This window comes from Anaerobacillus sp. QJM3NY_17, from assembly GCF_056173665.1.
Genome location: NZ_CM149685.1, coordinates 2,246,251 through 2,263,560, shown reverse-complemented (window position 1 = coordinate 2,263,560; position 17,310 = coordinate 2,246,251). Strand labels below are relative to the sequence as shown.

Genomic DNA, 17,310 nt, shown 5'->3' with positions numbered 1-17,310 from the left:
TCAATGAAAAGGTTGAACGGAGTCGGCCGTTTCATTGATCTTAATTATTTTTCTATTTTCTTTTTTAAACGATCATATTCTTCTTCAGAAATTTCTCCTCTAGCTAGCCGTTCTTTTAAAGTTTCGAGTGAATTTGCACCACTGGATTTCTTTTCAGGCTTAACCATCCATACAATAATTGCAATAATGGCTAAGACAATGAGAATGCCAAAAAAACCAAATCCCCAGAATCCACCGTTCATTCCACCGCCGCTCATCATAATATGTCGCCTCCCTTTCTGAATATGCATATACCCGTATAGGTATATGGTTAATCGTGGTTTATCATCTTATATTATTTGCAAGGGTTTTTTTAGAAAATAGTTTTTGGCTATTTTAATTATAAAACAGTTAGAAGCGATCAAAACCGCTTCTAACTTATCTTGATTACGCTTTTAATAATTTTGCATTAATCGCTACAATGACTGTACTTAAAGACATCAGTACCGCACCAATTGCCGGACTAAGAACAATTCCTATTGGATAAAGAATACCAGCTGCAAGTGGTATCGCTATAATGTTGTAACCGGCTGCCCACCAAAGGTTTTGAATCATTTTCTTATACGTTGCATTAGATAATTCAATGATTGAAACAACGTCTTCTGGATTGCTCTTTACTAGAACAATATCTGCTGTATCCATCGCGACGTCAGTTCCTGCACCAATTGCGATACCGAGGTCCGCATTCGCTAAGGCTGGCGCATCATTTACACCATCACCGGTCATCGCCACTTTTAAGCCTTTTTGTTTGATCTTCTGAATTTGTTCGGCTTTTTCGTGAGGTAGTACTTCTGAATAAATTTCTGTTAAATCAAGTTGTTTTCCGACCCATGTAGCGACTTGTTGATTATCTCCTGTCAGCATCATAGACGAGATCTTTAATTTCTTTAATTGCTCAATCGCAGTTTTAGCACTATCTCGAATGATATCTGCAAGGGCGATCATGGCTACTAATTCATGATTTATCAGAAGAAAAACAACCGTTTTTCCTTCTTTAGCAAGTTCATTGTATCGCTCTGTACCATAGTCGATTTTTTCATCTCTCATATAACCGGGACTCACGACCATTACCTTTTGACCATCTATTGTACCTTCTAATCCTTTACCAGTAATTGATTTGAAATTCTCAACTTGATTCACTGAAAGATTTCGTTTCTTAGCTTCTTCAACAATCCCGCGAGCAATTGGGTGCTCAGATTCAGACTCAACAGAAGCGGAAATTTGAATAATGTGATCTTCATCTTTCTCGGTCATAATATCAGTAACACCGAACTTGCCTTCTGTAAGAGTCCCTGTCTTGTCAAAAACGACGGCTTCTAACTTTCTTGCTTCCTCAAAACTAGTTCGATTTCGGATGAGCAGTCCTTTTTTTGCTGATAAGGCTGTGGATCTTGCAACGACAAGAGGAGCTGCAAGCCCTAGAGCGTGAGGACAGGCAATAACCATTACGGTTACCATACGTTCAAGTGCAAAAATAAAATCATATCCTAATAAAATCCATGTGAGCAGTGTGGTTATTCCCACTACAAGAGCTAGATAGAAAAGCCATTTGGCAGCGCGATTCGAAAAATTCTGAGTTTTAGATTTCGACTCTTGAGCTTCTTTTACCATTGTGACAACCTGAGAAAGGTAACTGTCTTCACCTGTTTTTTCGACTTTTACTGTTAATGAACCTTCACCATTGATTGAAGCTCCTATCACTTCATCATCTTTTTCTTTTTCAACTGGTACTGATTCTCCAGTTAACATCGATTCATCAATTGAAGATTGTCCTTTCACAATAAGGCCATCAACAGGAACCTTTTCACCTGGCTTTATGAGAACGTGATCACCTTCGCTTAGTTCAGAGGTAGGAAGATCTTCTATTGATCCATCTTGACTGATTCGATGTGCTTCTGATGGCATAAGTTTCACTAGTTCTTCTAGTGCTTTTGAAGCCCCTATCACTGACTTCATTTCAATCCAATGACCAAGCAGCATAATGTCAATCAACGTGGCCAGTTCCCAAAAGAAATTTTTCCCCGATAATCCGAAAACGGTTAATGAACTATAGACGTAAGCAACGACAATGGCAAGTGCAATAAGAGTCATCATCCCTGGGGTTTTCTCTTTTAGTTCACTCCATGCTCCTGTAAGAAACGGCCAGCCTCCATAAAAAAAGATAAACGATGATAGAGAAAATAAGATGTAGAGATCTCCCATAAATCTCATATTTAGATTGACGAGGTTTTGCAACATTGGTGACAAAACGAGTATGGGTAATGTAATAAGTATTGAAAGATAAAACCTCTTTTTAAAATCCTCTACCATATGAGCGTGGTGAGAGGTGTGATCTTGTCCATGATCAGAATGGTGTTGTTCTTGAGTAGAATGTGTTGAATGATCCATACTGTCCTCCTTAATACCAATAAATTAATAGAAGATCATCATCTGTTTTTATTGTTCCCAAGGAATATCCAGAATTGATCGAGAAGGTGTGAATAAATAAAACATGACTACCGTTTTGGTAGTCATGTTAGTGGCTAAAAGCTCTGATTAATGAGATGCGTTTTTCCACTTATACCCTACACCCCAGATGGTCACTAAATATTCGTCGATCTGGAAGTTAACAGATCGACATTTATCCCGTAAATTACGTATATGTGAGTCAATCGTGCGTCCTTCTGTACTTGATTCAAATCCCCAAATTATTTGAATCAGGTGATCACGACTAAAAACTTTTTCAGGATTTTTCAAGAAAAGTCCAAGAAGCTTAAATTCAATGGGAGTTACAGGGATAAGGGAATCGTTGTAAGAAACAAGATGTTTATCTGCATCCCACGTGAGTCCTTTAAACACCAATTGGTTTAAATCAACCTGCTTTAAGCGTCGAGCGACTGCCTCCATTCTAGCAAGGAGAACTCGTTCATCGAAAGGTTTAGTGATGTAATCATCCGCACCTAGCTTTAGTCCTTTTACAATGTCTTCTGATTGTTCACGTGCTGTTAGCATAATAATTGGAACATCTGACTGCTTTCTGATCTCTTCACATGTTTTCCAACCATCCATATCTGGCATCATGATATCTAACAAGACCATATCCACATGATTTTCATTTAGCTTATTAAGTGCATCAAAGCCTGTGTTTGCTTTATATATTCGATACCCATGTGGCTTTAGGTAGAGAGAGATTAACTCAACCATTCTTTCTTCGTCATCTACAGCTAAAACATACTTCATTTTATTCAACTCCTGCTATGGCGATTGTCATTGTCGTGCCTTTCCCTTCTTCACTTTTAGCAGATATGCTCCCACCGTGTCTTTCAACAATTTCTTTGGCAATAGCAAGACCGAGTCCGGAGCCACCATATTTTCTTGATCGGGATTTATCAACACGATAAAGGCGTTCAAAGATGAAAGGTAAATCCTTCTCAGGAATCCCCTCTCCTTCGTCGACTACTTTTATGATGACTGTCTTTTGAGAGACGCTGACATCGATTAATACATGTTTTCCTTGTTCACTATAGTGTAAAGCATTATCTAACAGATTTAACATCACTTGAGAAAACCTCGCAGGGTCAATCGTTAAGCGAATATCGTTCTGACAGGATACTATCAAATCAATTCCTTTTCGATCAAAAGCAGGCTTCACTTTCTCTCTAATCTGATGAATTAATGGACATAAATCGACTGATTCACGATCAATCGAAAACCCTTGTTGATCCATTTGGGCCATATCAAATAAATCTCGAACGAGCGAGGTTAAGTTTTCGGATTCTTCCTTAATAACGGCTAGATAAGTGTTTCTCTCGTCGGATGATAACGCTTCTCGCTGAGCAATGTCAGCGTAGCCGTTAAGATAAGTTAATGGTGTTCTGAGCTCATGTGCAATATTAGCTAAAAAATCACTGCGGTCGTTTTTTAATCGTAGCAAATCGTCGGACAAGCTCTGGATCGCTTTGGCTAATTCTCCTAATTCGTCGTTTCGATCTACTTTTAATGAGACATCATGATTCCCTGTACTCATTTTCTGTGTGGCTATTTTCATATCAATCAATGGGCGTGTAATGATTCTTGAAAGGTAAATAATTGTAATAATGGTAAGGAAGAGTGCTAGTCCACTAATAATCAAAAATTGGGTCGTTAAGTGGTCTCGTACGTCGCGAATACCTTGTGTATCAAGAATCATATACACGTTTCCAACAAGCTCATCATCAACAAAAATCGGAGAACCAGTTGTAACAAAAGGTTCTTTACCCCAATCTCCTTCCACAATAGCTCCTGTTACAGGGAGTGTATTTGAGGAAGCAATGTTTTCTTCAATAGTAGGCATGACTTTATTGGAATGAACAAGGATGGTATTCTTTTCATCTGTTATGACTACCTGCGTCTCAGCTTCAGATTCCATAAGTGCAACGTGTTCCATTGTCTCACGATCGAAATGCTTCGCTAGTACATCTCTATGGCTATTCCCTCTTGCTAGAAGGGCATCTGTTTCTGCCATAATGCGTTCGTTTAAAAAACCGAAGTACAGCACCATGAACAAAATACCTTCGAGTAATAAGATGCTTATGAGAAAAAACAGACCTAATTTTGTCGCTAATTTACTTTTCCTCTTTATTCTCATGTCTTTCTCCTTTATGAACAGCTAGTGTAACAGTATTATATCGAGAAAGTGTGCAGGGTGTCTGCATTGTACAAAACAGCTGCATAAAAAAGAAGCCTGTCTTAGTAAACAGACTTCCTCACTATCTTGATTATGATGCTAATTTCTTGCATTCTTCTGCACATTTGAAACAAGCTTCAGCGCAATCTTGACAATGTTTGTGATCATGCTTCTTACATTCATTACCACAAGCTTCACAAATGGTCGCACATGCTGTGGCGAGTTCAGCAACAAATGGTGTTCCTCTCACGAGAGCTTGTTCGAGGTAACCGCAAATATCAGAGCATTCTCTGTCCATGCGAATACATTCCGCCATCATATTGACATCGTCTTCTTTTAAACAAGAATCGTAGCAGTGATTACAGGCTGTCATACATTCATGAAGTGTTTGAATAACCGATCCATAATTTTCATGTGACATTCGTTCATTCCTCCTTAAAAGTTAAGTACACTGTCATATTTTCCTATTTGATCCAGATTAAACGTCATTAGCAAATAAAGTTGCAGGATAGGAAATTTCATTATTTCTGCACAAATTCTTGATAAAAGAAGGGAATAGAATACGGATTCTTCTCTGAAATCAACTTATTTCTTGATTTTCCCTTCATTGATTAAAATAGTCCAAGATTTCCCATTGTCAGTTGTTTGATAAAGACTACCACTTATTGAATGAAAGACAATCTCATCCTTATTTTGTGGATTAACTGTAACATAATCAATGGTGTCTAAAGTTTGATTAGGCATAGTCACTTCTTCCTCTTCACCGTCTTGCAATGATTGAACAATGAGCTGATTCCTAGGTTCCTGCACTGCATAAATAAAGCGATCCTCTAGAAAAACCATTGTGCTAACAGCTACTTCTTTCGTGATTCGAGTAAACGACTCACCTTGATTACGAGAGAGATATAACCCGGAAGGAGAGGTTATAGCAACAAGGTTCGAGTTACTTGGATGAGTGAATAACCCACTTATTTGATCGGGAGTTCCTTTTAACGCCACATCCACCCACTTTTTAGCATCCTCACTATAATAGACGCCTATTTCCATTTCGCTATTTCTTTGTTGATTTACTGCATACATGGCGTTCGTTTCATATCCCACAGCTAAATAATGAAAATCAGATTCGCCTTGAAAACCTAGCTTTTCTAATGTCTTGCCTCGGTCTGTACTTTTGATTAATCCAAGTGGATTTGGTAACGCAGATCCTTCTCCAGGGTGTCCACTACTATAAAATCCATCAGCTACAGCTTGGAATCCCATATAATCATTTTTGTTTGTTGTGGCTTCGTACCAGATTTGATTATGATAAATTAGAGGACCGTCGTGAGTAGCCACTAGCAGTTCATTACGGTTACCGGGATAACCGATCCCGTGGACATGATCGATTTGGTTTCTATCAGCTTCTTTATAAATGGCAGAGTTACTGATGGATGCGAGATTTGCTTGTTTTTGTCCTGTATCATTTGATTGATTTTCATTTAGTGACGATTGATCATTTTGACAAGCAGATATTATTACAGTGAGAATTAAACCTATTGTATAGAGCGATATTTTCTTCAAAACTTTTCATCCTTTCTACTTGTATGTGACGATAGCGTTAGAAAATCTAGTGGAAGAACGGCAGATATTAGTGAACCTCTTTAAAATAACCCGAACCTAACCAGTTCGGGTTATGAAGGGTCAATTATTCAGTTAGGGTTAATTCGTCTTCCGTTACCCATTTATGATTCGTTACTTTTTCGCCACCAGTTGTTGGTGTGTAGTCGATCATATATACGGTAGTTTCTGTAGCGGATTCGACCGTTGCAATCGCACCTTCCATTCCTTCCATATGAGAAGCCATTAATGTTACTTCAGTTCCTGATGGAAGTGGAGCTTCATCTGGATCTTCCAGTTCTTCATGAATGACCCATTTATGATTTTCTACGGGTTCTCCGCCATCTTCAGGGGTGTAAGTTACAACATAAGCTGTCGTATCATATGCCCCCACAATAGTTGCTTCTGCACCTTCCATTCCTTTCATATGGTTCGCTTCAATGATCGCCGTGCTACCTTCTGGATAAGTCGGATCTTCAGACTTTTGTAGCTCTTCAGGTACCTCAGCAGAGCCTGAATGATTCATCCCTTCCATATTACTTTCAGAGTTTGCCTCTGTGTTATTAGAGTTTTCATTTACTTGTTCATTGTTGTTTGCACAAGCAGCAAGAATGAGCGCCATTGATAATGTTATTACACCAATCAATTGAGTTTTACTTTTCATGATAGTCCTCCTCTAGTCTTTGGAATTGTATGCCAATATCTACTTTATCCGTAAAGTATGCACTTATTGTGCAGATTTCATTTGTTCACAGATTTATCGAATATCGGTGAAAGAACACTAAAAGGCCGCTCTTTCTGTAAGAGCGGCTGTCATGTGAATTATGGTTTTTCAGGTGGTTCCCCTATGACGCGAACTTCACGTTCAAGATCGACATCAAACTTTTCTTTTACTGTTTGCTGCACATGATGAATCACGTCCAGATAGTCAGTCGCTGTCGCATTATCGATATTTACAATAAAGCCAGCATGCTTTTTGGAGACTTCAGCTCCACCGATTCGTGTACCCTGAAGCTGTGAGTCCTGAATGAGCTTACCAGCAAAAAGGCCAGGAGGACGTTTAAACACACTGCCACATGAAGGGTATTCTAGCGGTTGCTTTGTTTCACGTTTTTCCGTTAAGTCATCCATGATTGCTTTAATATCCTCATACTCTCCAACTTTAAGCTTGAAAGTAGCTTCAAGGACAAGAAGACCATTTTCTTCTACATTACTATGACGGTAAGATAAATCAAGTTCATCAGCTGTCAATTTAACGAGCTTTCCTTCCTTTGTTACAGCAAGAACGCTTTCGAGACAATCCGCGATTTCTCCACCGTATGCTCCTGCGTTCATATAAACAGCTCCGCCGACAGATCCTGGGATTCCGCATGCGAATTCGAGCCCACTTAGTTTGCTGTCACGAGCAAATTCAGAAGCATCAATAATACGTGCACCAGCTTGAGCAATAACTTTTTCTTCTTCTTTTTGAATGGCTTTTAGTGACGAAAGATTCAGGACAATTCCTCTAATGCCTCCATCTTGAATAATAACATTAGAGCCTTTTCCTAAAATGGTTAATGGATAGTTAGATTGATAGGCGTACTCAACTGCTGCTCGTGCGTCCTCTAGCGTGTTAGGAAACACAAGGACATCCGCACATCCACCCATTCTTGTATACGTATGTGCATTTAATGGCTCATTTATCTTCAGTTCCGCACTGGGTAAAATGGAGCGGAGTTCATTTAATACATTTTGATTATTCATAGGCTACCTCGCTTATAAAACAGTTCGTTTTCATTGTGGTTTGAGTTCAATAATGTTTCATGGACATATTCAAACACATTTAAAATAATAACACAACTACTTGATAAATATGATGTTTTTCATAAAAGAAGCCTTTAATTCGAAAAGAATGTTACTTGGAAAGCAACTTATATAGCGGAAAAATCAATCTCAGACTTCGTGATTGGAAAAATGCTGTTATCCTATCAAATGCATAAATCATTGTATTCGTTACTCTTCTACAGATACTGTTACTAATCATCGCCAACGTTATCAAAAATAATCAGCTTATAGAAAAAATGTAGTAGATATAATATCCTATGTAAAAATGTATTTTAATACTGTAGTACAGGTGTACAGATAGGGTTTTTGGTAAAAAAACAACAACCGGAGAAATTAAGTTCTCCGGTTGTTGTTATGAATTAAGCTTTTGTTCGATAAGCCGTATTGTTATCTTTCAATGTCTCATCAGTTCCAAATAAAAAGTGCTTTTCCATATTTGGAGAATATACCGAGTTTACAGTTGTTCTGCCAACTGTTTCAGCCACCTCTCGCAGCATACTTGGAGAAGCCCCGCAACAGAGTCCGAAGTAATTGACGCCAACCTGCTTTGCTTTCTTAGCCCATTCCGCTAGTTCATAGCGATTGCAATAAAGCGGGTCTAAAGAGGTTGGAAAGGTCGTCTCTGTTGGCAATGTACACGCACAGCCACCGTCTGGTAAGTTAAAGAATGTTGGGTGTTCTTCTGTTGTACGATAAGGGATTGGAAGAGCACCAACATAGCCGTTAACAGACTGTCTAATTTTTTCAATGTAAGGCTGCATTGTGGCAGGTCCTCTAAAACAATTCATGCCAACAACTAGTGCACCTTGCTCTTCTAATAAACGGCAAGCTTCCTCAACGGTATAGCCGTCCCTTAAAATGTTCTCACTCATAAGTCCGAGTGTAATTACAGCTTGAAGATCCTGCTTTTGAATCTCTTCTAGCGCTATTTTTGCTTCTTCATAGAAGTAGAAGGTTTCGCCGTTGATGAAATCTACGCCTTCTTCTTTGCTCCATTTCACCATTTCAGCAAAAATTGACCGAATTTGTTCCTTACTTTCCTCATCTTCAGGATCAAATAAGTTTGTATTTGAAATGTTTCCAGCAACTAGCGCTTCTTCTTCAGGGTGTTCCTTCGCGACTTCTTTAGCCAGGCGGATGGCTTGTCTATTGAGCGGTTCTAACAAATCTTCTTTTCCAATAATCCTCATTTTCTCTCGATGACCATTATACGTAAAAGCAAGTACGACATCTGAACCTGCAAGCATATAATCACGATACGTTTGTTTTAGCGCTTCAGGGTTGTCTAGGGCAACTTCGGGTACGAATGATCCTGCTTGTAAATAACCACGACGCTCTAGTTCAAATAGATAACCTTCCCCGCAAATAACTGGACCATCTTGCAATCGTTCTTCAAGTGTTCTTTTCATGTGTAACAGCTCCTTTTCTGGATAAAATAAAAAACCCTCTTCTTAAACAATAAGAAGAGGGTTTGCTAACATAATCCTCCTCTTATCTTCCAGGTGATATCACCTGTAGGATTTGGCACCAGCTTCAACTGTAGTTGAAAGGTTGCCGGGCATCATAGGGCCTATTCCCTCCGCCGCTCTTGATAAGAGTGTTGATTTAATTTTTGAACATGTGTGAAATTATAGACCGGTTAACTGGAAATGTCAATCACTTATCTGATAATTACGAAATGTTAGGATAATCACTTGCTTTTCAATCGATAGATGCGATCTTCACGCCCTATCGGCTCGACTGACATTGATCCAGATGCAACAAATGAATCGAGGTAGGTACAAACAGCATAATAAATTTTTGGTTTCTTTGTGGAGTATCTCTTGTCTTGTACCTTTCCTTCCTTAATCAAAAGCTCACAAATCATCAGAGCACTTTCCATACCTTGCTGAATATAAGAGTCTACCTCTTCCTGTGTTGTAAATGAAAGGTCCCCTACAAAATAGGTTTCCTTAGGTTTCTCGCTTGTCTTTTCTTGTAAAGGTTCTTGAACATCTTCCGCGAACAAATCAAAAGCGCCTTGTAATTCCTCTTCTGGTTTCGGTTCTTCCTGGTTGCTTTTCGGGTTGACTACTTGTTCTACAGTGTTGCTTCCTCTTTGAAGAGCTTCTTTTTCTTCACGATAAGATCTGATTAAACTGTTTAGCCTTTTTTCTTGTAGATCTAGTAATGGAAGATTTAATGAAAGTGGCTGTTCAATGTCTAGTGGAAGGTTCAATCCTTCAGGAATGTCGTATGTAGGATAGCCGTTCTGTCTTTTCAACAGTAGCTCATCCAACTCATAATCTATTTCCATAAATCCCTTCACAACTTCTCTCACAATGGAAGCGGGTAATCCGGTATGCTCTTCGAAATGATTTATCCCGAAACGCCGTGTTTCTCCTGTTTTTGCATGTCGAACAACATACTGATACCGTAAAGAGCGACCGCACTCACATTTTAAATCATCTGAAACGAAGCCCGCATCGATGTAATCTTCTAGTATCCAATCATCAAGCAGCATCCTGATTTCTTCATCCGTTGCCCCACTTGGAATCATCCGCCCTTTACTTCTAGCAATTACATTCGCAAAAGCCGTTTTTTTACCGCGTTTAAGAAAATTCATTACATACGTTTGTTGCTCAATTGTCAGATCTGAAAAAAGCTCATCTCTTTGGGTGCTTGTCAGGCTTTGTGTCATATAAATCCCTTTCTGTACGATAGTAATGCCATTATATCAGTAAATATTCCAATATTGTTTGCATCGGATAAATTCTTAAAATAAGAAACGCCAATTCTGATGAATTGGCGTGAATTCGTTCTTAACGATGGCGGCCGTGCTCGCTCTTATGATTATGATGATGCTTTTCTTTTTTCTGTTTCGTTAAGTCGAGTGTATATTTAGCGAAACCATTTTCTGTTTCATCAACAAAATGAATCGTTTTAATGCTTTCCGCATAGGTTTTGGCTTGTAACGAGGATTCAAAAGTGACGTTCAGTTTCTTCTTATTAACTGTGTGAAATGACCAGTTCTGATCAGCTGTTGGATTAATTGTTTTGTTTTCAAGAATATAGTCAATTAAAATTTGTCTATTTTCATCAGGGGAATCAATAACAATATTAGAACCATCTAAGTGCGGAAAGTGCCCTCCGCCTGTCGCTCTGTAATTATTTGTAGCAACGATAAAGGACATGTCTTTCGTTACCTTTTCTCCGTTGTATTTTAGCGATTTAATTCGATTAGCATCAGCATTTACTACACTCCCACTCATATCATATTTCGCAGATTCTGTAACATCGATTTGATAGGTAACGCCATCAATAACATCGTAGTTATAAGAAGGAAAATCAGGATTAATTAAAGGCTGTTCCTGTTTATCTTTTTTGTTGATTACATTAAATTGGCCTGCTGACATTTCAAGCCAATCCTTCAGTTCGTCACCATTTAACAGAACCGCTTTCAGTGTATTGGGATAAACGTAAAGATCAGCTGTGTTTTTAATCGCGATGTCCCCAGCAGGAATATCTGTATAGTAGGACGAACCTCCTCGACCACCCGCTTTAAATGGAGCCCCAGCGGATAGGACTGGAATACCTTCATATTCGGTACCTTGAATATTGTTTTCTACATACCATTTTTGTGCATTGGTTACAATCTGGATGGACGGATCATCATTAACGAGCGCAAAGTAACTGTTAATGGGAGCTGTTGTTTCACCGACAGCTGTTCGCACATAATCAATTGTCGCTTCATGATCCTCTTTCACTGCATTGACGATATCAATGTCTGCTTCAACAAGTGGTGTTTTCGTTACTTTATCATAGATTGGACGAGCTTCAGATTTGGAATCCTTCACTGACCATTCCCCGTTATCTTCCGTTAAAGATAGGTCGATTACCCCTAGGTGATCTCCCCAGTAACCTGGCTCGACGGAAGCGACTCCATTAATGGTTCCTTTTGTATTATCCACTCCATCAACTCCTTGAAAGGTGTTATCTCCAGGGAATACTTTGTGGGCATGTCCAAATAAAATGGCATCGATGCCTTCCACTTCGCTTAAGTAGTAAACGGCATTCTCGTCATTTCCCTGTGGTGCTGCCTTCTCAAAGCCAGAATGAGGTATGGCGACAATAATATCGGCCCCTTTTGCCTTCATTTCTGGCACGTATTTATTAGCTGTTGCAACAATATCCTTTACGATCACATTCCCTTCAAGATTAGCCTTATCCCACTGCATCACCTGTGGTGGAACGAATCCGATCACGCCTACTTTCAGTTGATGTTCCGTTCCTGAGTCATCTTTCACGGATTTATCAAGAATTTGATAAGGAGTGAAATAGTTTTGATCATTTGATGGATCATCATCGTGGTCATCTACATACACGTTCGCATTTATGTATGGGAAGTTTGCGCCGGCTAGGCTTGTCTGAAGGAAATCGAGACCAAAATTAAATTCGTGATTTCCAATGTTCCCTGCATCATAATTCAGAAGGTTCATGGCTTTGTATACAGGGTGAGTTTCCCCTTTCTTTAGAGGGTTGATTTTTGCAACGTAGTCACCAAGCGGATTTCCCTGTAGTAAATCGCCGTTATCGAATAATAAACTGTTCTCAACTTCACCACGAGCTTTGTTAATTAATGTGGCTGTTTTGGCGAGTCCAAACTCATTCGTAAGCTGATCCTTATAATAATCATAATTTACGATATTCGTATGAATATCAGTCGTTTCCATGAGGCGTAGGTGAACATTCGCATTTGAGGCTTCTGCTTGAGCTGGAGTTTGAACAATAGGTACGGCAATTAAACCGATTGATAGCGCAGCAATAAGTGTTTTACGAAACTTGTTGTTATTCATATGTATTCCCCCTTAAGTATTGAAGCATTTTACCCAATATTAGTTTACCTACAATTGTTAATAAATGTTTGGAATTCAAATAAAAAGTTTGAAAATAGTAGAAAATGCTTCAGGAGACACGGGTGAATGGACCTAATTAAACATTTTTTCAAGTTTAATCAACTTAATTCGTAAAACTTGGACATCCGTTTATACATGTACATATCCTGGGACATACATTGAGGATGTAAAGAAAAAATAAAAATCTTCAGGAGGAAATACTTTATGTGTAATTCAAGTTCATCTTCATCATTTTGCTGTCCTGCCCCTTGTTCCACTCCGAACTTCTTTGGTAACAACCCAACGTTAATGGCTATTAAAAGATGTCTTCCAATTCGTACTATATGTCAAGATGAGGCAGCACCAGTTCCAGTTGATCTGTTAGTTGCTCCAATAGGCACTCCAGCACCTTCACTAGCTAGTGGATTTTTATCAATTATAAACACTAGTTCAGTAGCAAATGATTGCGTTATGACTCTTATTGTAACGGACGATACTGGCGCTGCAACGGAGTATACGATTGATGCACAATCTTCTTTAGTATTAGAACTAACGAACGTAACGTTGATTCAAATTCAGTGTACTTCAGCTGCACCTCCAACTCCAGATGTTTTTTGTACAGCTACTGTTGAAATGGATCTTCAATATACTGCAGGACTATAATATATTGCACTCAATGAAGTCTCACGATGGAGAGTGCTTTTTTATTTCGTTAATTTCGTTTAAAAATGAACAACGTAAGCTAAATTGGCTATTTCAATAAAAAGGAATAATGATTTCTGTCATACTTATTTTTAGATGGACTTGGACGCTTATCTATACAAAACAAATGTCCATGCATTTACTATATAAAAGGAAGTTTAAGGATGTGCTCTTATGTCAAGAAGTAAATCGTTGTTTAAAGAAGATCACCCCTTATGTGAAAAGCGTCGCCCCCATCAATCAAAGGGAGAGCTGGTGGAAGAAAATATCTGTGGTGTCTTTCGAATTGATCCACTTCTCAACCCTTATGCCCCAATATGGGAGGCGGTTGGAGATATAGGACCAGTATCAGGAACTCTATCAATTTATTACGATGGTGGGGTTTGTGAGGAAGTCGAGGTATTAATAGATCACTGTCATGAACCCGCATTTTATGTGCCAGAGGGGAATACGAGAACGAGAACATATCAACAACTGTGTCAAGTAACGATTGTTGCAAGAGATCGTCGAAAAGAAACCGGTTCTATTCACCACTCCCATGGACATAAGAAGCACTCCGTCTGTACGGGACGCTATTGTCTAACTATTTATTACCATGTAAATGGATATAAAAAGAAGTCACATAAGAAACAAGACTGTGTGAACAAAGAGTGTCATGGAGGGTGCTGATCTATTCTATCAGCCCTTTCTATTTTCTTTCAGGCATAAACGATAAAGATCCTCTCGCCCCCACGACAATCCTTTTTGAAATGATTTGACCGTTCTCTTCTTCAAAAATGAGATACAATTTATCATCATCAATTTCTGCATTGAGATAGGTAGCAGATGGATAGAGCTCTTTTAAGCTTTCCTCATGATAAACCTTCACAAGATCACCATTTTGATCATAAACGTCCAATCTTGATAATTGATCGTTCGTCATGATGACGTGAAGATAATTGTAACCAGATCTTACGCTTGCTTCCTCACCACTTAATTCAAAAGATGGATTTGAGCGGTTATAATCGGAAGAAATACCTGAAGTAATCCATAAAAAGAGAAAACAAAGGACAATAATAAATCCTTTCATAATTCATCTCCCATATATAAACATCTATTTTCTAAAAATAAACGTTTTTGTTTACAGTGTATGCTTCCCCCGTTTGAGAGTGTGTCACCTACTATACATAAAAAAGACGCACCGTTAAAGGTGCGTCTTAATTGAATTATTTACCTGCATTTTCAAGTTTCTTTACTTGTTTACTGCGAAGCTGACCGCATGCAGCATCGATATCTGTTCCGTTCTCATGACGGATCACACAGTTAATACCGTTTTTCTTAAGCGTATCATAGAACGCAAGAATCGATTCTTTTTCACTACGCTGATAAGAGTGGTCATCAACTGGATTGTATGGAATCAAGTTTACGTAAGAAAGATGACGTTTGTCAGCGAGAAGATTCGCAAGTTGTTTCGCTTCTTCTACGTGATCATTGACGTCTCTCAACATAATATACTCAAACGTAATTCTGCGGTTGGTTTTCTCAAGATAGTAATCAATCGCAGGCATTAATTTTCCAAGTGGATAAGCCTTATTGATTTTCATAATCTTCGTACGCAGCTCATCATTAGGAGCATGTAGAGAAATCGCAAGGTTCACCTGAAGATCTTCATTGGCAAAGTCGTAAATTTGCTTCGCAAGACCACTTGTTGAAACCGTAATGTGGCGCGCGCCAATACAAAGTCCTTTTTGAGAATTAACGATGTGAAGGAAGTCCATCATATTATCATAGTTATCGAAAGGTTCACCGATTCCCATAATAACAATATGGCTTACGCGTTCTTCTTTCGCCTTTTCATCAAGTGCGTGTTGCACGTTCATGATTTGCTCAACAATCTCACCGCTTGTAAGGTCACGGCTCTTCTTAAGAAGTCCACTTGCACAGAAAGAACAACCGATATTACACCCTACTTGTGTCGTTACACAGACAGATTGACCGTAATGGAAACGCATGAGTACCGTTTCAATAACGTTCCCGTCTTGTAATTTGAACAAGAACTTGATCGTACCGTCAGAAGATTCTTGCTTGATTTCTTGCGTTAATGTCTGGATCGCAAAGTTTTCTTCCAAAAGTTTGATACAGTCTTTGTTTACGTTATTCATTTGAGAAAATTCTTTAACACGCTTTTTATAGAGCCAATCCCATACTTGGGAGGCACGGAATTTTTTGTGACCACGTTCTAGCAACCATTCAGTTAGCTGATCAAACGTTAATCCGTATATAGATTCTTTCATTTATAACCCTCTTTTCAATTCTTAGCCATTCAGTCTAATATTACTAGAAGTATAACCAAGTCGCAACCGCTTAGTCCAGAATAGTGAAGTGCATTATTTAAAATAGCGTATGTTTTCAAGAAGCTTCGCTCGTTTACCTATTAGACTGTAACATATAGTGACTACGTTTATAAAACAAAGAAAGACTTCTCCCTTCTGGAAAAGTCTTTAATCGTGTTACTTACAGTAATGGAATAATAACTAAAATGAGTAAATCAAAGAGGATATGTGATAATAATGGCACCCAGAAGTTCTTTGTTTTTTCATAAAGCCATCCCCAGGCCATCCCACCTCCGATTGCAGCTAGTACTAATAAATATGCATCGGAATAAAGATGAGCCGTCGCATATAAAATGGTCGCTATAAGGATGGTGTCTCCCTCTTTGTACTTCTTTAACTGTTGCTGAATATATCCTCGCCAGTAGATTTCTTCTCCAGGAATGACGATCAGAACAAGACTAATGAAATGCCAGGCTTTTACGGGTTGGACCACATCATAAAACCGCTCCATCTCTTCGAATAAAGAGGGATAAACCCACTTGATTCCCTCTATCCCTACATAGGAAAGTATATATAGAAATAAGGCACTAATGACGATATAAAGCCAATGTTTGAACGTGATTTTTTTGAACTTAAGTGCGCCTGTTTTAACACTTAAGAAAATTAAGATGGCTAGTGTTACTGTAAAAACAGGCCAAAATGTTCCTGGGAACCGAACAAAGCTTAAAAAAAGCAGAATATGAGCTAATATAAGTGTGCTAAGGATTATGATTTTCTGATTCATATTTTCATCACCCTATCTTGTTGCCTCTTTTTAACATCCTACCCTGAATGTATCGAACGCATGTTAAATTGAACAGTTTGAATATGTAATGATGTGCTAAAAGGAAAAAGCTAACGAAATATGCTTCGTTAGCTTTTAGGCTATTTGCTTTGCGATTTGCACTTTTCTTGAATGACAGCAAGAGCACTTTCTTTGTCAGGCTGATCACTCTGATGCCAGCGGATTTTTCTTCCGAATTCATCTGCCTTTGCATAAGCATAGATTTTGCCTTCGTATTCCGCCACGCTAATTTCCCAGTAATACGTCACCTCTGCTCCAGTAGGCTGAGTGACTTCAACTGGATAGAAAAAATAATCTACCTTTTTTAGCATATTAGCAGCTCCTTCATTATTGCTTCACAGTTATTTTACCAGATTTTTTATTGTTAGGTTTAATGGTTTACTAGAAGAGTGACTTTTATCACATATGGGGAACTGTATTTCGTATATGCTTATATGTGAAAGATGTCACATATAAGCATATACAAGAAAA

Annotated in this window: 17 protein-coding genes and 1 riboswitch; of the genes, 2 read left to right on the top strand and 15 right to left on the bottom strand. The window is 38.6% G+C overall.

The window, feature by feature from the left end; genetic code table 11:
• Positions 1–44 precede the first annotated feature (44 nt).
• From AC0VYV_RS11905 to AC0VYV_RS11855, 11 genes are all read right to left on the bottom strand, one after another.
• Positions 45–260, bottom strand: a complete 216-nt coding sequence (locus AC0VYV_RS11905) for an SHOCT domain-containing protein (protein WP_475367572.1) — start codon at positions 258–260, stop codon at positions 45–47.
• A 166-nt stretch (positions 261–426) separates the two neighbouring features.
• Positions 427–2,427, bottom strand: a complete 2,001-nt coding sequence (locus AC0VYV_RS11900) for a heavy metal translocating P-type ATPase (protein WP_475365260.1) — start codon at positions 2,425–2,427, stop codon at positions 427–429.
• 147 nt (positions 2,428–2,574) lie between these two features.
• Entirely contained in the window at positions 2,575–3,258 is a 684-nt protein-coding gene (locus AC0VYV_RS11895) for a response regulator transcription factor (protein WP_475365259.1), read from the bottom strand.
• Position 3,259: 1 nt separating this feature from the next.
• Complete coding sequence (locus AC0VYV_RS11890; protein ID WP_430245384.1) at positions 3,260–4,645, bottom strand: sensor histidine kinase; 1,386 nt, start codon at positions 4,643–4,645, stop codon at positions 3,260–3,262.
• 130 nt (positions 4,646–4,775) lie between these two features.
• Positions 4,776–5,105 (bottom strand): four-helix bundle copper-binding protein, encoded by a 330-nt coding sequence (locus AC0VYV_RS11885; protein WP_194221753.1) that lies wholly within the window; start codon positions 5,103–5,105, stop codon positions 4,776–4,778.
• Positions 5,106–5,269: 164 nt separating this feature from the next.
• Positions 5,270–6,244 carry a F510_1955 family glycosylhydrolase gene (locus AC0VYV_RS11880; protein ID WP_475365258.1) on the bottom strand — a complete coding sequence of 325 codons (975 nt, stop codon included), beginning with the start codon at positions 6,242–6,244 and terminating at the stop codon, positions 5,270–5,272.
• Positions 6,245–6,368: 124 nt separating this feature from the next.
• Positions 6,369–6,944 carry a YdhK family protein gene (locus AC0VYV_RS11875; RefSeq protein WP_283154193.1) on the bottom strand — a complete coding sequence of 192 codons (576 nt, stop codon included), beginning with the start codon at positions 6,942–6,944 and terminating at the stop codon, positions 6,369–6,371.
• 158 nt (positions 6,945–7,102) lie between these two features.
• Positions 7,103–8,026, bottom strand: a complete 924-nt coding sequence (murB, locus tag AC0VYV_RS11870) for a UDP-N-acetylmuramate dehydrogenase (protein ID WP_194221750.1) — start codon at positions 8,024–8,026, stop codon at positions 7,103–7,105.
• A 440-nt stretch (positions 8,027–8,466) separates the two neighbouring features.
• Positions 8,467–9,516: a homocysteine S-methyltransferase family protein gene (locus AC0VYV_RS11865; protein WP_475365257.1), complete on the bottom strand. Its 1,050-nt coding sequence runs from the start codon at positions 9,514–9,516 to the stop codon at positions 8,467–8,469.
• Between the two features lie 79 nt (positions 9,517–9,595).
• Positions 9,596–9,705: riboswitch (SAM riboswitch) on the bottom strand.
• A gap of 92 nt (positions 9,706–9,797) precedes the next feature.
• Positions 9,798–10,787 (bottom strand): DUF3895 domain-containing protein, encoded by a 990-nt coding sequence (locus tag AC0VYV_RS11860; RefSeq protein ID WP_475365256.1) that lies wholly within the window; start codon positions 10,785–10,787, stop codon positions 9,798–9,800.
• A 121-nt stretch (positions 10,788–10,908) separates the two neighbouring features.
• Entirely contained in the window at positions 10,909–12,942 is a 2,034-nt protein-coding gene (locus AC0VYV_RS11855; protein WP_283154196.1) for a bifunctional 2',3'-cyclic-nucleotide 2'-phosphodiesterase/3'-nucleotidase, read from the bottom strand.
• 264 nt (positions 12,943–13,206) lie between these two features.
• Here AC0VYV_RS11855 and AC0VYV_RS11850 point away from each other — a divergent pair, with 264 nt between their 5' ends.
• Together AC0VYV_RS11850 and AC0VYV_RS11845 are read left to right on the top strand one after the other, a co-directional pair.
• A complete protein-coding gene (locus tag AC0VYV_RS11850) occupies positions 13,207–13,644 on the top strand; it encodes a hypothetical protein (RefSeq protein ID WP_475365255.1) in 438 nt (145 codons plus the stop codon).
• A gap of 213 nt (positions 13,645–13,857) precedes the next feature.
• Positions 13,858–14,352, top strand: coding sequence for an S-Ena type endospore appendage (locus AC0VYV_RS11845; RefSeq protein WP_475365254.1), 495 nt, complete (start codon positions 13,858–13,860; stop codon positions 14,350–14,352).
• Positions 14,353–14,371: 19 nt separating this feature from the next.
• Here the strand turns inward: AC0VYV_RS11845 and AC0VYV_RS11840 are convergent, their stop codons facing one another.
• The 4 genes from AC0VYV_RS11840 to AC0VYV_RS11825 form a co-directional block, all read right to left on the bottom strand.
• Complete coding sequence (locus tag AC0VYV_RS11840) at positions 14,372–14,752, bottom strand: hypothetical protein (protein ID WP_475373838.1); 381 nt, start codon at positions 14,750–14,752, stop codon at positions 14,372–14,374.
• Positions 14,753–14,888: 136 nt separating this feature from the next.
• Complete coding sequence (gene rlmN / locus AC0VYV_RS11835) at positions 14,889–15,956, bottom strand: dual-specificity RNA methyltransferase RlmN (RefSeq protein WP_226613275.1); 1,068 nt, start codon at positions 15,954–15,956, stop codon at positions 14,889–14,891.
• A gap of 220 nt (positions 15,957–16,176) precedes the next feature.
• On the bottom strand, positions 16,177–16,779 hold the full coding sequence (locus AC0VYV_RS11830; protein ID WP_430245365.1) for a CPBP family intramembrane glutamic endopeptidase: 603 nt from the start codon (positions 16,777–16,779) through the stop codon (positions 16,177–16,179).
• 140 nt (positions 16,780–16,919) lie between these two features.
• The gene (locus tag AC0VYV_RS11825; protein WP_194221742.1) at positions 16,920–17,150 is read right to left on the bottom strand and encodes a hypothetical protein; all 231 of its coding nucleotides are present in this window, start codon (positions 17,148–17,150) and stop codon (positions 16,920–16,922) included.
• Positions 17,151–17,310 lie beyond the last annotated feature (160 nt).

Excerpts from the sequence above, each read along its gene's own strand:
- AC0VYV_RS11890 (WP_430245384.1), bottom strand. The coding sequence starts at position 4,645 with ATGAGAATAAAGAGGAAAAGTAAATTAGCGACAAAATTAGGTCTGTTT.
- AC0VYV_RS11905 (WP_475367572.1), bottom strand. The coding sequence starts at position 260 with ATGATGAGCGGCGGTGGAATGAACGGTGGATTCTGGGGATTTGGTTTT.
- AC0VYV_RS11895 (WP_475365259.1), bottom strand. The coding sequence starts at position 3,258 with ATGAAGTATGTTTTAGCTGTAGATGACGAAGAAAGAATGGTTGAGTTA.
- AC0VYV_RS11830 (WP_430245365.1), bottom strand. The coding sequence starts at position 16,779 with ATGAATCAGAAAATCATAATCCTTAGCACACTTATATTAGCTCATATT.
- AC0VYV_RS11850 (WP_475365255.1), top strand. The coding sequence starts at position 13,207 with ATGTGTAATTCAAGTTCATCTTCATCATTTTGCTGTCCTGCCCCTTGT.
- AC0VYV_RS11855 (WP_283154196.1), bottom strand. The coding sequence starts at position 12,942 with ATGAATAACAACAAGTTTCGTAAAACACTTATTGCTGCGCTATCAATC.
- AC0VYV_RS11840 (WP_475373838.1), bottom strand. The coding sequence starts at position 14,752 with ATGAAAGGATTTATTATTGTCCTTTGTTTTCTCTTTTTATGGATTACT.
- AC0VYV_RS11860 (WP_475365256.1), bottom strand. The coding sequence starts at position 10,787 with ATGACACAAAGCCTGACAAGCACCCAAAGAGATGAGCTTTTTTCAGAT.
- AC0VYV_RS11825 (WP_194221742.1), bottom strand. The coding sequence starts at position 17,150 with ATGCTAAAAAAGGTAGATTATTTTTTCTATCCAGTTGAAGTCACTCAG.
- rlmN (WP_226613275.1), bottom strand. The coding sequence starts at position 15,956 with ATGAAAGAATCTATATACGGATTAACGTTTGATCAGCTAACTGAATGG.
- murB (WP_194221750.1), bottom strand. The coding sequence starts at position 8,026 with ATGAATAATCAAAATGTATTAAATGAACTCCGCTCCATTTTACCCAGT.
- AC0VYV_RS11865 (WP_475365257.1), bottom strand. The coding sequence starts at position 9,516 with ATGAAAAGAACACTTGAAGAACGATTGCAAGATGGTCCAGTTATTTGC.
- AC0VYV_RS11900 (WP_475365260.1), bottom strand. The coding sequence starts at position 2,427 with ATGGATCATTCAACACATTCTACTCAAGAACAACACCATTCTGATCAT.
- AC0VYV_RS11875 (WP_283154193.1), bottom strand. The coding sequence starts at position 6,944 with ATGAAAAGTAAAACTCAATTGATTGGTGTAATAACATTATCAATGGCG.
- AC0VYV_RS11845 (WP_475365254.1), top strand. The coding sequence starts at position 13,858 with ATGTCAAGAAGTAAATCGTTGTTTAAAGAAGATCACCCCTTATGTGAA.
- AC0VYV_RS11885 (WP_194221753.1), bottom strand. The coding sequence starts at position 5,105 with ATGTCACATGAAAATTATGGATCGGTTATTCAAACACTTCATGAATGT.